General features: G+C 63.9%; 12 protein-coding genes. 9 read left to right on the top strand and 3 right to left on the bottom strand.

Annotation, left to right across the window (positions count from 1 at the left end; genetic code table 11):
* The first annotated feature begins 34 nt into the window (after positions 1 to 34).
* From SJQ66_RS28300 to SJQ66_RS28285, 4 genes are all read left to right on the top strand, one after another.
* Complete coding sequence (locus SJQ66_RS28300; RefSeq protein ID WP_024901971.1) at positions 35 to 2,296, top strand: cytochrome c biogenesis protein ResB; 2,262 nt, start codon at positions 35 to 37, stop codon at positions 2,294 to 2,296.
* A gap of 17 nt (positions 2,297 to 2,313) precedes the next feature.
* Positions 2,314 to 3,540, top strand: a complete 1,227-nt coding sequence (gene ccsB, locus SJQ66_RS28295) for a c-type cytochrome biogenesis protein CcsB (RefSeq protein ID WP_036007533.1) — start codon at positions 2,314 to 2,316, stop codon at positions 3,538 to 3,540.
* A gap of 183 nt (positions 3,541 to 3,723) precedes the next feature.
* Positions 3,724 to 4,737, top strand: a complete 1,014-nt coding sequence (msrP, locus tag SJQ66_RS28290) for a protein-methionine-sulfoxide reductase catalytic subunit MsrP (RefSeq protein WP_024901969.1) — start codon at positions 3,724 to 3,726, stop codon at positions 4,735 to 4,737.
* Positions 4,738 to 4,750: 13 nt separating this feature from the next.
* Complete coding sequence (locus SJQ66_RS28285; protein ID WP_407691531.1) at positions 4,751 to 5,479, top strand: protein-methionine-sulfoxide reductase heme-binding subunit MsrQ; 729 nt, start codon at positions 4,751 to 4,753, stop codon at positions 5,477 to 5,479.
* Positions 5,480 to 5,537: 58 nt separating this feature from the next.
* Here SJQ66_RS28285 and lysA read toward each other — a convergent pair whose 3' ends face one another.
* Complete coding sequence (lysA, locus tag SJQ66_RS28280; protein ID WP_024901967.1) at positions 5,538 to 6,812, bottom strand: diaminopimelate decarboxylase; 1,275 nt, start codon at positions 6,810 to 6,812, stop codon at positions 5,538 to 5,540.
* Positions 6,812 to 7,042: an LPS translocon maturation chaperone LptM gene (gene lptM / locus SJQ66_RS29830; RefSeq protein ID WP_046153610.1), complete on the bottom strand. Its 231-nt coding sequence runs from the start codon at positions 7,040 to 7,042 to the stop codon at positions 6,812 to 6,814. Before lptM ends, lysA begins: the two co-directional genes overlap by 1 nt.
* A gap of 136 nt (positions 7,043 to 7,178) precedes the next feature.
* On the opposite strand from lptM, the gene cyaY reads away from it, so the two are divergent.
* On the top strand, positions 7,179 to 7,502 hold the full coding sequence (cyaY, locus tag SJQ66_RS28270) for an iron donor protein CyaY (RefSeq protein ID WP_024901965.1): 324 nt from the start codon (positions 7,179 to 7,181) through the stop codon (positions 7,500 to 7,502).
* A gap of 86 nt (positions 7,503 to 7,588) precedes the next feature.
* On the opposite strand, the gene SJQ66_RS28265 is transcribed toward cyaY, so the two are convergent.
* Entirely contained in the window at positions 7,589 to 9,811 is a 2,223-nt protein-coding gene (locus SJQ66_RS28265; RefSeq protein ID WP_052738397.1) for a penicillin-binding protein 1A, read from the bottom strand.
* Between the two features lie 278 nt (positions 9,812 to 10,089).
* Here SJQ66_RS28265 and SJQ66_RS28260 point away from each other — a divergent pair, with 278 nt between their 5' ends.
* From SJQ66_RS28260 to SJQ66_RS28245, 4 genes are read left to right on the top strand one after another with little or no spacing between them, the layout of a single operon-like run.
* Entirely contained in the window at positions 10,090 to 11,268 is a 1,179-nt protein-coding gene (locus SJQ66_RS28260; RefSeq protein WP_320534829.1) for a type IV pilus biogenesis protein PilM, read from the top strand.
* Positions 11,265 to 12,131: a hypothetical protein gene (locus SJQ66_RS28255; RefSeq protein ID WP_320534828.1), complete on the top strand. Its 867-nt coding sequence runs from the start codon at positions 11,265 to 11,267 to the stop codon at positions 12,129 to 12,131. Before SJQ66_RS28260 ends, SJQ66_RS28255 begins: the two co-directional genes overlap by 4 nt.
* Positions 12,128 to 13,729, top strand: a complete 1,602-nt coding sequence (locus SJQ66_RS28250) for a hypothetical protein (protein WP_320534827.1) — start codon at positions 12,128 to 12,130, stop codon at positions 13,727 to 13,729. Before SJQ66_RS28255 ends, SJQ66_RS28250 begins: the two co-directional genes overlap by 4 nt.
* An 8-nt stretch (positions 13,730 to 13,737) precedes the next feature.
* Positions 13,738 to 15,204 carry a type IV pilus secretin PilQ gene (locus SJQ66_RS28245; protein ID WP_236693584.1) on the top strand — a complete coding sequence of 489 codons (1,467 nt, stop codon included), beginning with the start codon at positions 13,738 to 13,740 and terminating at the stop codon, positions 15,202 to 15,204.
* Positions 15,205 to 15,379: the final 175 nt, after the last annotated feature.

Here is a 15,379-nt window from a genome sequence, read left to right as displayed (position 1 = left end):
GTGGTTGCGCCCGATTTTGTCTCGCGGAGTTTGAATGCGTTCCACCCCAGCCAGCGCCCGTTCCTCGCGGTTTGACCGGACGCGGCGTAGCCTCATCGATCTTTTTGCATCGATGCGGTTCGCCATCGCGTTGCTGACGATCCTGGCCATTGCCAGCATCATCGGCACCGTGATCAAGCAGAATGATCCTTATCCGAATTATGTGAACCAGTTCGGTCCTTTCTGGGCCGATATCTTCCGTTCGCTGGACATGTACAACGTGTACAGCGCCTGGTGGTTCATGTTGATTCTGGCGTTCCTGATCATCTCGATCTCGCTGTGCGTCACGCGCAACGGGCCGAAGATGATCGCCGACACGCGCAATTGGAAGGACAGGGTGCGCGAAAACAGCCTGCGCGCCTTCCATCATCACGACGAATACGCGTCGCCGGCCGTCCAGCGCGATGCCGTGCATGCCTGCGAGCAGTTGCTTGTTCGCGCCGGTTACAAGACGAGGACGCGCGAAGCGGAGGGCACCGACAGCGGTGCCACGCTGATCTCCGCGAAGCGGGGCGCGTTCACGCGCGTGGGCTATATCCTGGCCCACCTGGCTATTGTGGTCATCTGTATCGGCGGCTTGCTCGACAGCGGCCTGATGGTGCGGATGCAGGTTTGGCTGTTCGGCAAGTCGCCGGTGGTGACCAATGCGCCCATCGCGCAGATCGGTCCCGAACACCGCCTCTGGCCGCAAAATCCGAGTTTTCGCGGCTATGCGTGGGTGCCTGAAGGTCAATACGTTTCCACGGCGATTCTGAATGAAAAAGACGGCATCCTGCTGCAGGACCTACCGTTTTCGATCCAGTTGAACAAATTCATCGTCGATTACTATTCGACGGGAATGCCAAAGCTGTTCGCCAGCGATATCGTCGTGATCGATCGCCAGACCGGTAAGCGCACGCCGGCCCGCGTCGAGGTGAACAAGCCGTTCACCTACGACGGGGTATCGATCTATCAGTCGAGCTTCGAGGATGGCGGAACGACGCTCGAGCTGACCGGCTATCCGATGCAAGGCACCGCCGTGAAGGCCGCGCCATACAAGGGCACCATCGGCGGCACGACAACCTTGCCCGACGGCGATACGATCGAGTTCTCGGACTTCCGCGCCATCAACGTGGAAAACCTGACCGACGGCAGCGGCAAGACCGATGCGCGCGGCGTGGCGCGACAGTCGGGTTTCCAGCATGCGCTGGATGAGCGGCTCGGCTCCGGCGCGAAGAGCGTGACGTCGGAAAACCTGCACAATATAGGTCCGTCCATCCAGTACAAGATTCGCGACAGTGCCGGACAAGCCCGTGAGTTCAACAACTACATGGTGCCGACGTTGGTCAATGGCGCGCCGATGTTCCTCGCCGGCATGCGGGAACAGCCGGATGCGCCGTTCCGATACCTACGGATTCCGGCTGACGACGAAAGTTCGGTGAAGCAGTGGATGCTGGTGCGCGCGGCGCTGCAGGACCCGGCGTTGCGCGGGGCGGCCGCACGTGCTTTCGCCGATCGGTCGGTGGGAGCCGGCGCCGCGCCCAACGCCGCCAATGCGCAACTGGCGGACAATTTGCGCGAGAGTGCGATTCGTGTGCTGAACCTGTTCGCCGGCGTGCAGGCCGACGGCTCGCCGCTCGCGGGACAGCCGGTACAGGCAGCCGGCGGCTTTCCGGCCGTTGCAAACTTCATCGAAGGGTCCGTGCCGGCGCCGGACCGGGAGAAGGCGGCAGGCCTGTTGTTGCGGATGCTGGAGGGCAGCGTCTGGGACTTGTGGCAACTCGCCCGCGCAAAGGCAGGCGAACCGCCGCTGCAACCCGACGCGCCGCACATGCGGTTTGTCCAGAACACGATCAACGCGCTTTCCGACAGCTTTTACTACGGCGCCCCGGTTTTCCTGCAGTTGGATAATTTCCACCAGGTGCAGGCGTCGGTATTCCAACTGACACGGGCGCCGGGCGAGCGTATCGTGTACCTCGGTTCGCTCATGCTGGTGCTCGGCATTTTTGCCATGTTCTACGTTCGCGAGCGCCGTGTCTGGATCTGGCTGCGTCCGGCCGGCGATACGCGCACGCATGTGCTGATGGCGATGTCGACCGCGCGGCGGACGATGGATTTCGAGAAAGAATACGTGCGCATGCGCGACGCGGTGCGCCAGACCGTGGCTCCCGACGCGCATGACGATGCGGCAATCCCCGCGGCGACGCCTGATTCGGACACCCCGTCGCATACGCCTTCGGACGCGAGCGATGCGGCGTCCGATACGACAACGAAGTGACCTACCTCGCAGAGATCATGGCCTCACACCCTACCTCCAGTTCGAGCGCACCGCTCGGGCGCGATCAGTCCGGTACCCCGTCGGGGTCACCCTTGAACGATCCGAACCAGCCGCTCCCCTTTGCGCGGGATGCGTTCTGGCGCCGCCTGAGCGTGGTCGACATCGTCTATGCGCTGTTGCTGGTCGCGGGCGCGGGCTTTTCGATTTATCGCTTCCACGCGTACACGAACTACTATGACAAGGCCGTGCTGGTGTGCGCGACGCCTGCCGTCATCACGCTCGGGTGGTTCTGGAAGCCGGTCCGATTGCTGGTCGTGCTGATTGCAGGGTTCGCGTTGTCGGCAATTCAGCTGTATCAGGGCAATCTGGCGAATGCGGACCAACTGTTCCTGCTCAAGTACCTGCTGTCGAGCCAATCGGCAATTCTCTGGATGAGCGCCTTGCTGGTGCTCTCGACGGTGTTCTACTGGCTGGGCCTGCTGTTCCGTGCACCGTCGTCATCGGCGATTGCGTCGCGGATGCTGTGGGTCGCGGTACTGGCGGGTTTTGTCGGCCTGATGGTGCGGTGGTACGAGTCTTACCTGATCGGCACCGATGTCGGACATATCCCCATCTCGAACCTGTACGAAGTGTTCGTGCTGTTCTGCCTGATCACGTCGTTGTTCTACCTCTACTACGAAGGGTTATACAACACGCGGGCGCTGGGTGCGTTCGTGCTGCTGGTGATCTCGGCCGCCGTCGGTTTTCTGATGTGGTATTCGGTTGCGCGTGACGCGGGCCAGATTCAGCCGCTGGTGCCGGCGCTGCAAAGCTGGTGGATGAAGATTCACGTGCCGGCGAACTTCATCGGTTATGGCTCGTTTGCATTGTCCGCGATGGTCTCGGTGGCATGGCTGCTGAAGGCGCGCGGCGTGCTGGCCGATCGCCTGCCATCGTTCGATCTGCTGGACGATCTGATGTACAAATCGATCGCCATCGGTTTCACGTTCTTCACGATTGCGACGATCCTGGGCGCTTTGTGGGCGGCGCAGGCATGGGGCGGCTATTGGAGCTGGGACCCGAAGGAAACGTGGGCGCTGATCGTCTGGCTGAACTACGCGGCCTGGTTGCATATGCGGCTGATGAAGGGCCTGCGCGGCGCACCTGCGGCGTGGTGGGCGTTGACGGGACTGGTCGTCACGACCTTTGCCTTCCTAGGCGTGAACATGTTCCTGTCGGGTTTGCATAGTTACGGCAAGCTGTAGGCGAAACGCAACGCGGCGACCGGAAAACGACACGGTGAACGCTCCCCGAGTGGATGACATGAATGTCATCCATCGACGCGGGCAACTGCGGTAAGCTAGGGTCATTCCGAACTCGCGGCGATGCTTCGGCATCGCCGTTTTGCATTGCGCCGCGCCACGCGAGCGGTGCGAGGAGCCTTGGCCATGACCAGCAGGCGCGACATCGCCGCATTACGCGGCGACGATATTCCCCGCAGTGAAATCACCCCGCAGGCGTTGTTCCAGTCCCGTCGCCAGGTTATCCGGCAGGCGTTGCAACTCGCGGGAGCGGGGGCGTTGACATCCGCTGCAGGGATGCTGCCGTCACTGGCCAATGCGGCGGCGGCCCAAGGATTGCAAGCGAATTCCGGTGCGCAGAAATTGCCGGCGATACCGAATGCGACGTATCGGGTGACGGACAACGTCACATCGTTCAAGGACATCACCAGCTACAACAATTTTTACGAGTTCGGCACGGACAAGGCCGATCCAGCGCGTAATGCGCATACGCTGCAGACGCGGCCCTGGACGGTCAGGGTAGAAGGGCTGGTGGCGCGTCCCGGTACCTATGACATCGACAAGTTGGTGAAACTGGCGCCGCAAGAAGAGCGCATCTATCGGATGCGCTGCGTGGAGGGCTGGTCGATGGTGATCCCATGGATCGGCTACCCGCTGGCGGCGCTGATCAAGCAGGTACAGCCAACCAACGATGCGAAATACGTACAGTTCGTGACGCTGAACGACCCGAAGCAGATGCCAGGATTGAGCGCCGATATCCTGCAATGGCCATATGTCGAAGGGCTGCGGATGGACGAAGCCATGCATCCACTGACACTGTTGACGTTTGGTCTCTACGGCGAGGTGCTGCCGAAGCAGGATGGCGCGCCGGTGCGGATCGTCGTGCCATGGAAATACGGCTTCAAGAGTGCGAAGTCGATCGTGGCGATTCGCTTTGTCGATCGTGAACCGGCCACGTCGTGGCATCAGCTGGCGCCCCAGGAGTACGGTTTCTATTCGAATGTGAATCCGCACGTCGATCACCCACGCTGGAGTCAGGCAACGGAGCGGCGCATTGGCGAGGGGGGGCTGTTCACGCCGAAGCGGCCGACGCTGATGTACAACGGCTATGACCAGGTAGCGTCGTTGTATCAGGGCATGGATCTGCGGAAGAACTTCTGACGCCGGGGGCCGCATGACAAAACAGGAATCGACTCTCGCACCGGCAGACCGGACTGGCGATACACGCGCTGTGAAAAACAGCGCCGCGACACCGCAACGCGTACCGGCTACGCGGCGCGCGCCGTCTCGGACGGATCTGCGCATGCGTTGGCTCAAGCCCTTGGTTTTTCTCTTCGGGCTCTACCCGCTGATGCGACTCGTCACGTTGGGCTTCACCGACGGCTTGACCGCGAATCCCGTGCAGTTCATCCAGTATTCGACCGGCACCTGGTCGCTGGTCTGGATCTGCATCACGCTGGCGGTGACGCCGGCGCGTCATCTCACCGGATGGACCTGGCTATTGCGGTTACGCCGGATGATCGGCTTGTTTGCGTTTTTCTACGCGTTGCTGCACCTTATCACCTACGTGTGGTTCGACGAATTCTTCGATCTCTCGTCAATGGTGCGCGACGTCGTGCAGCGGCCGTTCATCCTGGTTGGCTTTGTCTCGTTCGTGATCTTGCTGGTGCTTGCGGCAACGTCACCGAAGGCGGTGGTGCGTCAACTCGGACGACGTTGGTTGACCTTGCATCGCGCCGTGTACGCGGGGGCAGGTTTCGCCGTGCTGCACTTCTGGTGGATGAAGGCGGGAAAGAACGACTTGTCGCAACCGAAGATCTACCTGATCGTCGTTGCCGTATTGCTGCTGTTCAGGGTGGGATGGGCATTGATGCACCGCACGCCGGGCGCGCGACGGCCTTGATCAAGGCGGCGGCGCAGCGTGATCGCGATGCCATCACGCTGTGCGCCGAAACTGATACTCAGTCCGGCAGGATGTGCTCACCGGCAAATAGCGACTGCACCGTTTCGCGTGCACGGGCGACGTGCGCCTGGCTACCGTCGACAAGAATCTCCGCGGCGCGCGGGCGTGTGTTGTAGTTCGAGCTCATCGTGAACGCGTAGGCGCCAGCCGAGCGCACCGCAAGCAGGTCACCTTCGGCGAGGGCCAGATCGCGGTCGCGACCGAGCCAGTCACCGCTTTCACAGACCGGACCCACCACGTCATAGCATGTGGTGCTGGTACCGCGCGGGGTCACAGGGTCGATCGCATGATACGCCTGGTACATCGCGGGACGCGCCAGATCGTTCATCGCCGCATCGACGATCGCGAAGTTCTTCGTCTCGCCCGGCTTCAGGTATTCGACGCGCGTCAATAGCACGCCGGCATTCCCCACCAGTGACCGGCCCGGTTCGAACACGACTTCCCGGTGCCCGTGACCGCGTTCGGTCAGACGGTCGAGTACCATCGTGACGAACGCGCCGATATCGGGCGGCGTTTCATCGTTGTAGCAGATACCCAAACCGCCGCCTACATCGATATGCGCGATGCGTGCACCGTCGGCTTCGATTTCCGAGACCAGTGCGCAGATGCGATCGATGGCGTCCAGATAGGGCGATGGTTCGGTGATCTGCGAGCCGATATGGCAATCGATCCCTACCACACGGAGATTCGGCATGGCGCCGGCTTCGCGGTAGACCGCGCGGGCATCGGCGAAAGCGACACCGAATTTATTCCCTTTCAGCCCGGTGGAAATATAAGGATGCGTCTTGGGATCGACGTCCGGGTTCACACGGAGCGACACTGGCGCATGCACGCCCATCGACGCAGCGACCGATTGCAGGCGATGCAGTTCCGGGACCGACTCGACATTGAAGCATTTGACGCCGGCTTCCAGCGCCGCGCGCATTTCGTCGCGATGCTTGCCGACGCCGGAGAACACGATCCGGTCCGCGGTGCCGCCAGCGGCCAGCACGCGGGCCATTTCACCTGCCGAAACGATGTCGAAGCCCGCGCCCAGGCGCGCGAAGACATTCAAGACGGCCAGGTTGCTATTGGCCTTGATCGCATAATGCACCGTGGCTCGACGGCCTTCGCAGGCGCGCGCATAAGCCTGATAGGCCTGCGTCAGCGCCTGGCGCGAGTAGACATACAGCGGCGTGCCGAATTGCTCCGCCAGCGTCTCGGCCCGGCAGTCCTCGACGTACAACGTGCCGTCGCGCGAGTCGAAACCCGGCGTGAATGTCGCGCCCGCCATTACCGTGCTCCCGTGGGTTGCGCCACCGTGCCGGACGCGCCAGACGTTCCAGAGGCGGATGATCCTGGCTCATCGCTGCCGTCGCGAGCGGCGTTATTCGGCGTGCTGTAGGCACTGTCCTGCGGCGGCGCGGGCAACGGCGGCACCGTGGGCAGGTACAACGGACCGCGCTGGCCACATGCCGCCAGCAGGGGCAATGCCGCAGCGGCTACAATCGCGGCTGATGACATGCGGCGCAGCGCGCCAACGGTTTGCGCGACGTTCAGGCTGGGGGCCTTCGGGGTCTTGGCGGGGGCGGGGAAGCGGGAACGGAACACGGCGGGTCGCATGATTGGATGGTCAGAAAAACCAAGCGTGGAGTGTAGCATGACCGATACCGAATATATGGCCCGTGCCGAGGCGGTTCTGGCGGCAATCGAACAGGGCGCGGACGATGTCGAAGCGGACATCGAATGCGAGCGCAGCGGCAATGTGCTGTCGCTTGAATTCGAGCGCGGCGCGAAGATCATCGTCAACCTGCAGCAGCCGATGCACGAAATCTGGATCGCCTCGAAGACCGGTGGCTATCACTTCAAGTTCGACGGGGCGCTGTGGCGTGATACCCGCTCCGGCGACGAGTTTTTTGCGGTGTTGTCACGTGAAGCCACACAGATCGCCGGTGAGGACGTGTCGTTCCAAGCTGCCGATTAAGGAGCGTGGAGGCGGTTCGGTGGCGGCGGCGTCCCGCCGCGGGCGCGCCGTCGTGCCGCGTGCCCGATGCGTCGATCGGCAACTGATCAGTCCAGCAGATCCGCACTGAACTGTCGTATCACGTCGGCACGTTCTGCATCCGTCGCGGCAGCCGGGGGGGACTGGGCGCCTGCGAACGTGTCCCCGGCGAACGCCGTCGCGCCAGGCAACGGTATGCTGGCGATGAAGCCCGCCCCGGGTACCTTGCCGTCATAGTACAGCTCGCCATGGAGGCGGGTGACGTCCGACGGCATTGGCACCGACTCGGCCGGCTTGCCCCGCAATGCGGCGGCCATGTAGTCGTTCCAGATTGGCAGCGCGAGTCCCGCGCCGGTCGCGCGTCGTCCCAGGGAACGAGGCTGATCGAAACCCATCCATGACACCGCCACCAGCGATGGCTGGAAGCCGGCGAACCAGGTGTCACGCGAATCGTTCGTGGTTCCGGTCTTGGCCGCCAGGTCGGTGCGACGCAGTACATTCGTGCCGGCGGCCGTCCCACGCGTTGCCGTGTCGTGCAACATGTCCTGGATGATGTAGGCGATGCCGGAAGGGATTACGCGAGGGGCGTTGAAGCCCGCGACATGGGGCGCGGCTTGCAGCACGACGGTGCCGTCATTGGTGGTCACTTCGCTGATCAGGTATGGATTGACGCGATAGCCGCCATTGGCCAGCACCGCGTAGGCGGAGGCCAATTGCAGCGGCGTGGTCGCCCCCGCGCCCAGCGCCGTCGACAAATACGCGGGATTGCGCTGCGGATCGAAGCCGAAGCGGGCCACGTACTCCTGCGCCTCGCGTGGTCCGATCTGCTGCATCACGCGCACCGTGACCAGGTTGCGTGACTTCATCAGTGCGGTGCGAAGCGGTGTCTGTTCGCCAAACGTACCGCCGTAGTTCTTGGGGCGCCAGGCCTTGCCACCCGCCTTGTCCGCGACGAGTTCGAATGGCCCGTCGTCAACCAGCGTCGCGGGACCGATGCCGTGCTCCAGCGCCGCCGCATAGATGAATGGCTTAAACGCGGAGCCGGGTTGTCGCCACGCTTGCGTCACATGGTTGAACTGGTTTCGCGCGAAGTCGGCGCCGCCCACCATCGCGCGGATGGCCCCGGTCTGCGGGGTGATCGCGATCAAAGCCGCCTCGACGCCGGGCGGACGCGGCGTGGCGGGCGTTTGCGTGGCCGACTGCTTGGGGCCGACGCGGCCGTCATAGCGATCGACCGCTTTGCGCACCGCCTCGTTTGCTGCTTCCTGGTCGCCGGCAACCAAGGTCGTCGTCACCGTATAGCCACGCGTATAGGCGTCTTGGGGGTAGCGCGCCAACATCTGCTGGCGGATCAGTTCGAGTACATAGCTGGCTTCCACCCGGGTTTCCGTGGGAGCGGGCCGTAAGGCAAGCGGCGCGGCAAGCGCGGCGTCATATCCGCGCTGATCGATGTAGCCGAGGTCGACCATCCGTTTCAGCACCACGCGTTGGCGCTGTTCGGCACGTACGGGGTTGGTGATCGGGTTGGTTGTCGAGGGGGCTTTCGGCAAGCCTGCCAGCATCGCCATCTGCGGCAGTGACAGGTCTTTCAATGGTTTGCCGAAGTACACGCGCGCCGCGGCGGCAAAACCATAGGCGCGCTGCCCCAGGTAGATCTGGTTCAGGTAAAGCTCCAGGATCTGGTCCTTCGACAAGGCCGCCTCGATTTTCATCGCCAGCAGGATCTCGTAAGCCTTGCGTGTGTAGGTCTTTTCGCTCGACAGGAAGAAGTTGCGCGCAACCTGCATCGTGATCGTGCTGCCGCCCTGACGGCTGCCATGCGTGAGATTTGCGACGATCGCCCGCGCGATGCCGGTGTAGTCGACGCCGCCATGTGCGTAGAAGCGGTCGTCCTCGATCGCCAGCACGGCTTCGCGCAGCGGCATCGGGACGTCCTCCAGATGAATGAATTCCCGGCGTTCCTCACCAAACTCGCCCAGCAGCACGTGATCGGCGCTGTAGATGCGCATCGGGATCTTCGGCTGGTAGTCGGTTACCACCTCGAGCGTTGGCAGTCGTTGGACGCACAGCACCACGACGAACGCGCCGATCAATCCCACGATACCGGCGAATCCCGCGAACAAAAGGCCAAGTGCTAGCGCCAGCCGTGCGCCGGCCGATCGACGTGGCGCGCGCTGACGGCCGTGCGGCGACGAGTTGCCGTCCCCCTGTCCCGATCCGTCTGGGCGCGATCTGGACGTCCTTGCCTCGTTCGCGGGACGATCGTCGCTGCGGTCTGAATTATTTGACATTACAAATTGTAAGATTGGAGGGTCATTATAGTCCGTCTTAGGTCAACACCGTCTCGTTTGTGATGGATGGGATGGTCGGGTGACACGGCTGACCCGCTCATGAGTAACGGCGATGCGAATCGCCTCCCATGGAAGCCGTCGCGCGCGGTTCGCCGCGTCGTATCGTCCTATCCCGTTTCGCATCCGCCTTCGGGCCAGCTGTCTTGTTTCCTTGCCGCCCGCGACAATGGCTGCATCGATTGGCGTGTCGATCGATCCACAAGACGGACGGAGGACGTGTGAGACCAGATAGGGGTAAGAGTCGGCGCGATGCGCCGCACTGGCTGCAGGGCGTGCGTGAGCGTGTGGTGCGCACCGCGCGGGTACTGCCGAACGCAGGCGTACGGATATCGCGCGCATGGGGCGTGGAGCTGGATCGCCATGCCTTGCATCTGGTCTGCGTTTCCGGCGCGAGCAACGCACCCGGGGACGGGCCTCGCGTGCGTATCGACGACATACGGCATGTGGCGTTGCCACCGGGCCTGGTCGACGGCAGCGATATCGTTGCGCCGGACGCGGTGGGGCACATCTTGCGGGCAGCGTTGGCGGCGCACCAGGATGGCGACGCACCAGGATTGTCGATGGCGCTGTGCCCCTCGGTCGTGCTGTCGCGCGACGTTCCCTGGACCTCGCTGTTACCGGGTTATACCGTCACCCGTCCGCAAACGGAAGATGTCATCGATGCGTTGGGGCCGTGGGTACGCTGGCATGCGCAGCGGATCAGTGGGCTCGACGACGCCGACTTGCTGGTGGATTGGCAACCGTCGACGCGCGATCGGACGCTGCTGCGGTTGACGGCGGCGCAAACGCATTATCTGGCGGTCCGTGAAGGGGGGGCGGCGCATGCGGGCGCCACGTTGCAAGGTGTGATCGATGCCGGCGAGTCGGCGTTGCGCGCCTGCCGTTTCGTCGTCGGTCAGTGTCTGCGAGGGGGAGACGATCAGGCACGGAGCACGTCGATCGGAGAGGGGGGCGCGTCGGTGGGCGCCGAGTGCCGTGACGACGGCGAGACCGGTGAAGAACGTCCGTTACCGATGCGCATCGCATGCGTGTGGTGCAGCGAGACCGCGGCGGCGGCGTGGACCTTTGCCGCGCATCGACCCGATGTTGCCGCGGTGTCATGCGCATTGCCCGCGATCGATACGGTCAGTGCCGATGCTTGGATCGATGCACTGCATGTCGCGTTGCGGAGCCCGCAACATCTGCCGTCGCTGGTGATCGTCTGCGGGCATGACGCGGCCATGGATGCGATCGGCGGCCTGTCCGCATTGTCCGCGAAGTGCGGCTATCCGGTCATCCGTTTCGACGTCAGCGCGTGCGACGTCCATGCCGCAGTGATGCCTGCGGCGTTGGCCATGGACTGTGCGGTGGCGCTGGGCGCGGCGTTGCACGGTTTGCTCGGGAGCGTGACGTCGTGACGGTGGTGGCGCGGCCGACATTGGCGGACGCCGTGCGTCACCTCATGACGGCGGGGAGTACGGTCCGCAATGTGACGCCAGGCTTGGCCGGCTTCGACCTGCTCGCCTTGCCACGCGCGCGTCGCCTGGCGGCGGCACGGCGGCGCCATCTGATCGAATGGCTGGCGGCGGCGTTGAGCGCCTTGCTACTGCTGCTCGCGTTGGAGGCGATCGGCGCGTGGCGCGTGCGGATAGCCGCGCAGGATCAGCGCGACCATCGCGTGCGGTTGCTGGCGCGTGTTCGAGCCGTGGCGCCGGTTTGGCGAGATGCAATGGGGCTGACCGCCATGCTTGAAAGAGAGGCGGCACGCCAGCACGTGCTCGCGGGATTCGATGGGCCGCGTTGGGCGTTGCACGATTTGCTCGATGCGCTATCACGTGCGGGAACGCCGGCGTTGGCCTTGCAACGTCTGCATTTTCATATGGCGGGCCAACCCCGGTGGCCGGCCGACGTGACGCGCGATGGCGCCGCTGCGATGCACGAGGCGCCACGTCAAGCCGACGAGGCACCTGTCCGCTTGACAGATGTCGCGACCACGGAGGAAGGCTTGGCGTCGGATACCGCGGGTTGGATGCACGTGATCGACGACACGGTCCCGGGGACGGCGGCGTTTGCGCTTGGTGCTCAAGGGATAGCCGACGACGATGCCGCGTTGCGGGCGTGGATGGCGCGCCTGCAACGTGATCCTCGCGTGGGTGCCGTGACGATCGATGCATGGCGCCTTGGGGCAAGCCGCTTGTCGGCCCCCGCTGCGCGTGCCTCGGCACTGGTACGCTTTCGCGTCAACGTGTTCGCGCGCGGCGCAACCGCGGTGCCGCGATGACCGGGACACCGTGGCGCGATGCTGGCTTCAAAGCCGACATTGAAGGCCAATCATGGTCGACGGCATTGTTGCCCCGATTTGCCTGGTTGGCGGACCGACTGCCTTGGTTTGCCGCGCCGGTAGCCTTGCATGCCTGGCCCTTGACCGGACGGGTGGTGATAGCGAGTATCGCCGCGCTCGCCTTGGCGCTGATGGGCCATGCCTGGATGGGTGGCCGCGCATGGCATCGTACGCCGGCAAATGACAGGGCCGCATTGTCGCTTGACCATGCGGGCGCGCCTGCCGGTCTTGTCAGTTCCTCGTCGGCGCTGTTTCAGGACGAGGCTTTTGCAGAAGCCGGGATCGGCGCTTCTGATCGCGTCCTGACATTAACCGATGGACTCTCCCCGTCTGGTTTGCGCCTGCTGCAAGGCGATACCCACGCGACGACCCCTGGCGCGCGCGCCGCCACGGCGGGGGACGGTGCGGCGACCGTTCCTCCGGAGTGGGCGTCGTTGACCGCCCCCGAGTTGTACGCGGCCATCGCCGCCGGAGAGCGTGCGGCGTTGGCGATGCCCGGGTTGCAAGCACGTGGGCGTTCCCTCGGTGTCAACGCGAACGTGGTGCGGCCGGCAGCCAGCGAACCTGTCGGTGAGGCGAATAACGCCGCCGCGTACGATGCTGGCAGTGTGGCCGACGCGACTTCGATGGTGCGCGTGGATGCGGGGTGGTCGCAGTGGATTTCAGAGATCGGGCAACGGCGCGATGTCGCCATCGATCTTTTTGCGATCGACGATCGGTCCGCATCGCAGCGCGACGTACCCACCTTACCTGATGCGATGTCTCGCGACCCCTCACGCATTGCCTCGGCGACCGACTTTGCAGTTGCGCGCGCCGATGCGACGGCGTACGACAATCCATCGGCTCGTGTTGACGCTGATGCCTTGCCAGGTTCGTCGGCCTTTGGGGGCAGCGAGGTACTGGGGGCATGGCCGCATCGGACGGCGCGGATGGTGGCGCGGGGCGGGTTCGAACCGCTGGCCGCATTCGTTGCAGCCCTGGGTGCCACGCAGCCACCGGTAATCGTGCGGGCGGCCCGGATCATGCCGGACCACGACAGCAATGGTACGCGGCTGCAACTGCAAGCCATGCTGGTATTCCTCGATCCGGATAAGCCACGCGTGATGCGCGCTGGTGTGCCGGATCGATCGATTGCACGCGCCGGAACGGGGTTGGCAAAACCTGCTTTGCCCGGCGCAGGGGCGCTTGGCGGTGGCAAGGCGGCCGATGTCGCCATGCGCGCCGCATCGGATGCCGCGGTGCCGGCCAATCCATTCCGACGTCGTGGACAGGCGCAAACCGATATCGTCGTGCTGGCCACTTTCGTGTCGGGGGGGCGGCGTGCCGCCCTGTTGGCGCGGCGTGTTACTAGCGGGGCTGTGCAACGCGGGGGCGGATCATCCGGTGGAATGGAAGTCGCATTGGTGCGTCCCGGTGAAACGTTTGCCGACGCGGACCTGATCGCCGTTGAGGGCAGTACGGTGCGGCTGCGACCCTTGCTGGGCGGTGCCGAGCACGTCGTGCATCTGCGGCGGGATGACACGGGGCATGCTCGATGACGAGATCGATGGAACGTCTCTGGTTTGTTGTGTTGCTTCTGGCCGGGTGCGCAGCCATGCCGATGGTATCCGCGCAGCAGCACGCGCCAGACGCGCTGACGCTTGCGCCACCCTTGCCGGGGATCGAGGATGCCGTCCCGTCTCCGAGTTTGCCGCTAAAGGCAACGTCATCGCAAGGACCGCATCCGTCATCCGGCCGCATGAACCTGCATGTCGATCGTGCACCGCTGCGGGAGGTCCTTCAGGGATTTGCCCAATTCGCCGGGATGGACATCGTCACATCCGATGGCGTAAAGGGCGAGGTGTCGATGCATGTGATCGACGTACGCTGGCAGGATGCGTTTGCCGCGCTGCTGCGATCGCGGGGCCTCGCGCGACAGGACGCGCATGGTGTGATGTGGGTGGCACCTGCCGCTGAAATAGAGAAACGCGCCCGGGACCAGGACGACGCGCTGGCCAAACAGGCTGATAACGCACCGCTTGCGAGCCGATTGTTCGAGCTGCATTACCAGCGTGCCGACGACATGCGCAAGCTGATCGCCGGGGACGGTCAGTTGCTGTTGTCCAAGCGCGGGGCATTGAGCGCCGACATGCGCACGAACCGCTTGTTCGTGACCGATACGCCGGCACGCCTTGCGCATATCGCCGAACTCGTCACGGCATTCGATCTGCCGGCGCGGCAAGTGCTGATAGAAGCGCGGATCGTCGAGGCCGACGCCGGCTTTTCCCAGCAACTTGGCGCGCGGCTGCGCCTGGGCGGTGGAGCCAAGACAGATGCGGTCCAGATACCGGGCGGCACCCTGTACGACGCCGGTGCGCTGCCGTTGTTAGGTGTGACGGCAGCCAGCGCGGCATTCACGTTGTTCAAGGCGGGCGCGGACAGGTTGATCTCGCTGGAATTGAGCGCCCTGGAGTCCGAGGGGCGGGGCAAGGTGCTGTCGAGCCCGCGCGTGGTTACCACCGATCGGCACAAGGCCACGATCGAGCAGGGTACCGAGCTGCCGTATCAAGGACGGCGGGCGTCACGACGCGGGGATGACAGTGGTGGGGCGCGGAGCGGCAGCGTGCAATTCAAGCGTGCCTCGTTACGGTTGGAGGTGACGCCGCATATCACGCCAGACCGACGCGTTCTGCTCGAGGTCGACGTTGCAAAAGACACATTGGGCGTGGTGACCGACGCGGGCCATGCCATCGATACGAAGCAGGTACGTACCCAGGTGGAGGTCGAGGATGGCGGCACGGTATCTATCGGCGGTATTTTCTCGCGTGAAACGCGCCGTGATGTCGTCGGAGTCCCGTTGTTGCAACGTATTCCGTTTCTTGGCGCACTCTTCCGGCGCACGACCGAAACAGAGCGCAAAATCGAACTGGTGATCTTGCTGACGCCCACGGTTGTTGACGCCGACATCACGCGTTTTTCCGTGCCCGGAGCGAAACGGGCAAGCGTTCAGGATGAAGCAGATGTGCCCGTTTAGCGACAAGAATGCGGGAAAAGCGCATATTGTGATGGGAAAATAGTAATTTCGCGCGAAAGGCCAGCGTGCCGCTCGACAATTGCCCCTGTTTCCCCGTAAGCTGCGCGAGACGCCGCGAGGCTGCGTGAGCCCGTGGCGGGCTGGATTCACAGGCTGTTGCGCGACGAAAGAATCA

The sequence above is a fragment of the Robbsia andropogonis genome, assembly GCF_034047095.1.
Taxonomy (GTDB): domain Bacteria; phylum Pseudomonadota; class Gammaproteobacteria; order Burkholderiales; family Burkholderiaceae; genus Robbsia; species Robbsia andropogonis.
This window is presented reverse-complemented; position numbering and strand designations above follow the sequence as displayed.

Coding starts and splice junctions, on each gene's coding strand:
- msrP (WP_024901969.1), top strand. CDS start 3,724: ATGACCAGCAGGCGCGACATCGCCGCATTACGCGGCGACGATATTCCC.
- SJQ66_RS28285 (WP_407691531.1), top strand. CDS start 4,751: ATGACAAAACAGGAATCGACTCTCGCACCGGCAGACCGGACTGGCGAT.
- SJQ66_RS28265 (WP_052738397.1), bottom strand. CDS start 9,811: ATGTCAAATAATTCAGACCGCAGCGACGATCGTCCCGCGAACGAGGCA.
- lptM (WP_046153610.1), bottom strand. CDS start 7,042: ATGTCATCAGCCGCGATTGTAGCCGCTGCGGCATTGCCCCTGCTGGCG.
- lysA (WP_024901967.1), bottom strand. CDS start 6,812: ATGGCGGGCGCGACATTCACGCCGGGTTTCGACTCGCGCGACGGCACG.
- SJQ66_RS28250 (WP_320534827.1), top strand. CDS start 12,128: ATGACCGGGACACCGTGGCGCGATGCTGGCTTCAAAGCCGACATTGAA.
- SJQ66_RS28300 (WP_024901971.1), top strand. CDS start 35: ATGCGTTCCACCCCAGCCAGCGCCCGTTCCTCGCGGTTTGACCGGACG.
- cyaY (WP_024901965.1), top strand. CDS start 7,179: ATGACCGATACCGAATATATGGCCCGTGCCGAGGCGGTTCTGGCGGCA.
- SJQ66_RS28245 (WP_236693584.1), top strand. CDS start 13,738: ATGGAACGTCTCTGGTTTGTTGTGTTGCTTCTGGCCGGGTGCGCAGCC.
- ccsB (WP_036007533.1), top strand. CDS start 2,314: ATGGCCTCACACCCTACCTCCAGTTCGAGCGCACCGCTCGGGCGCGAT.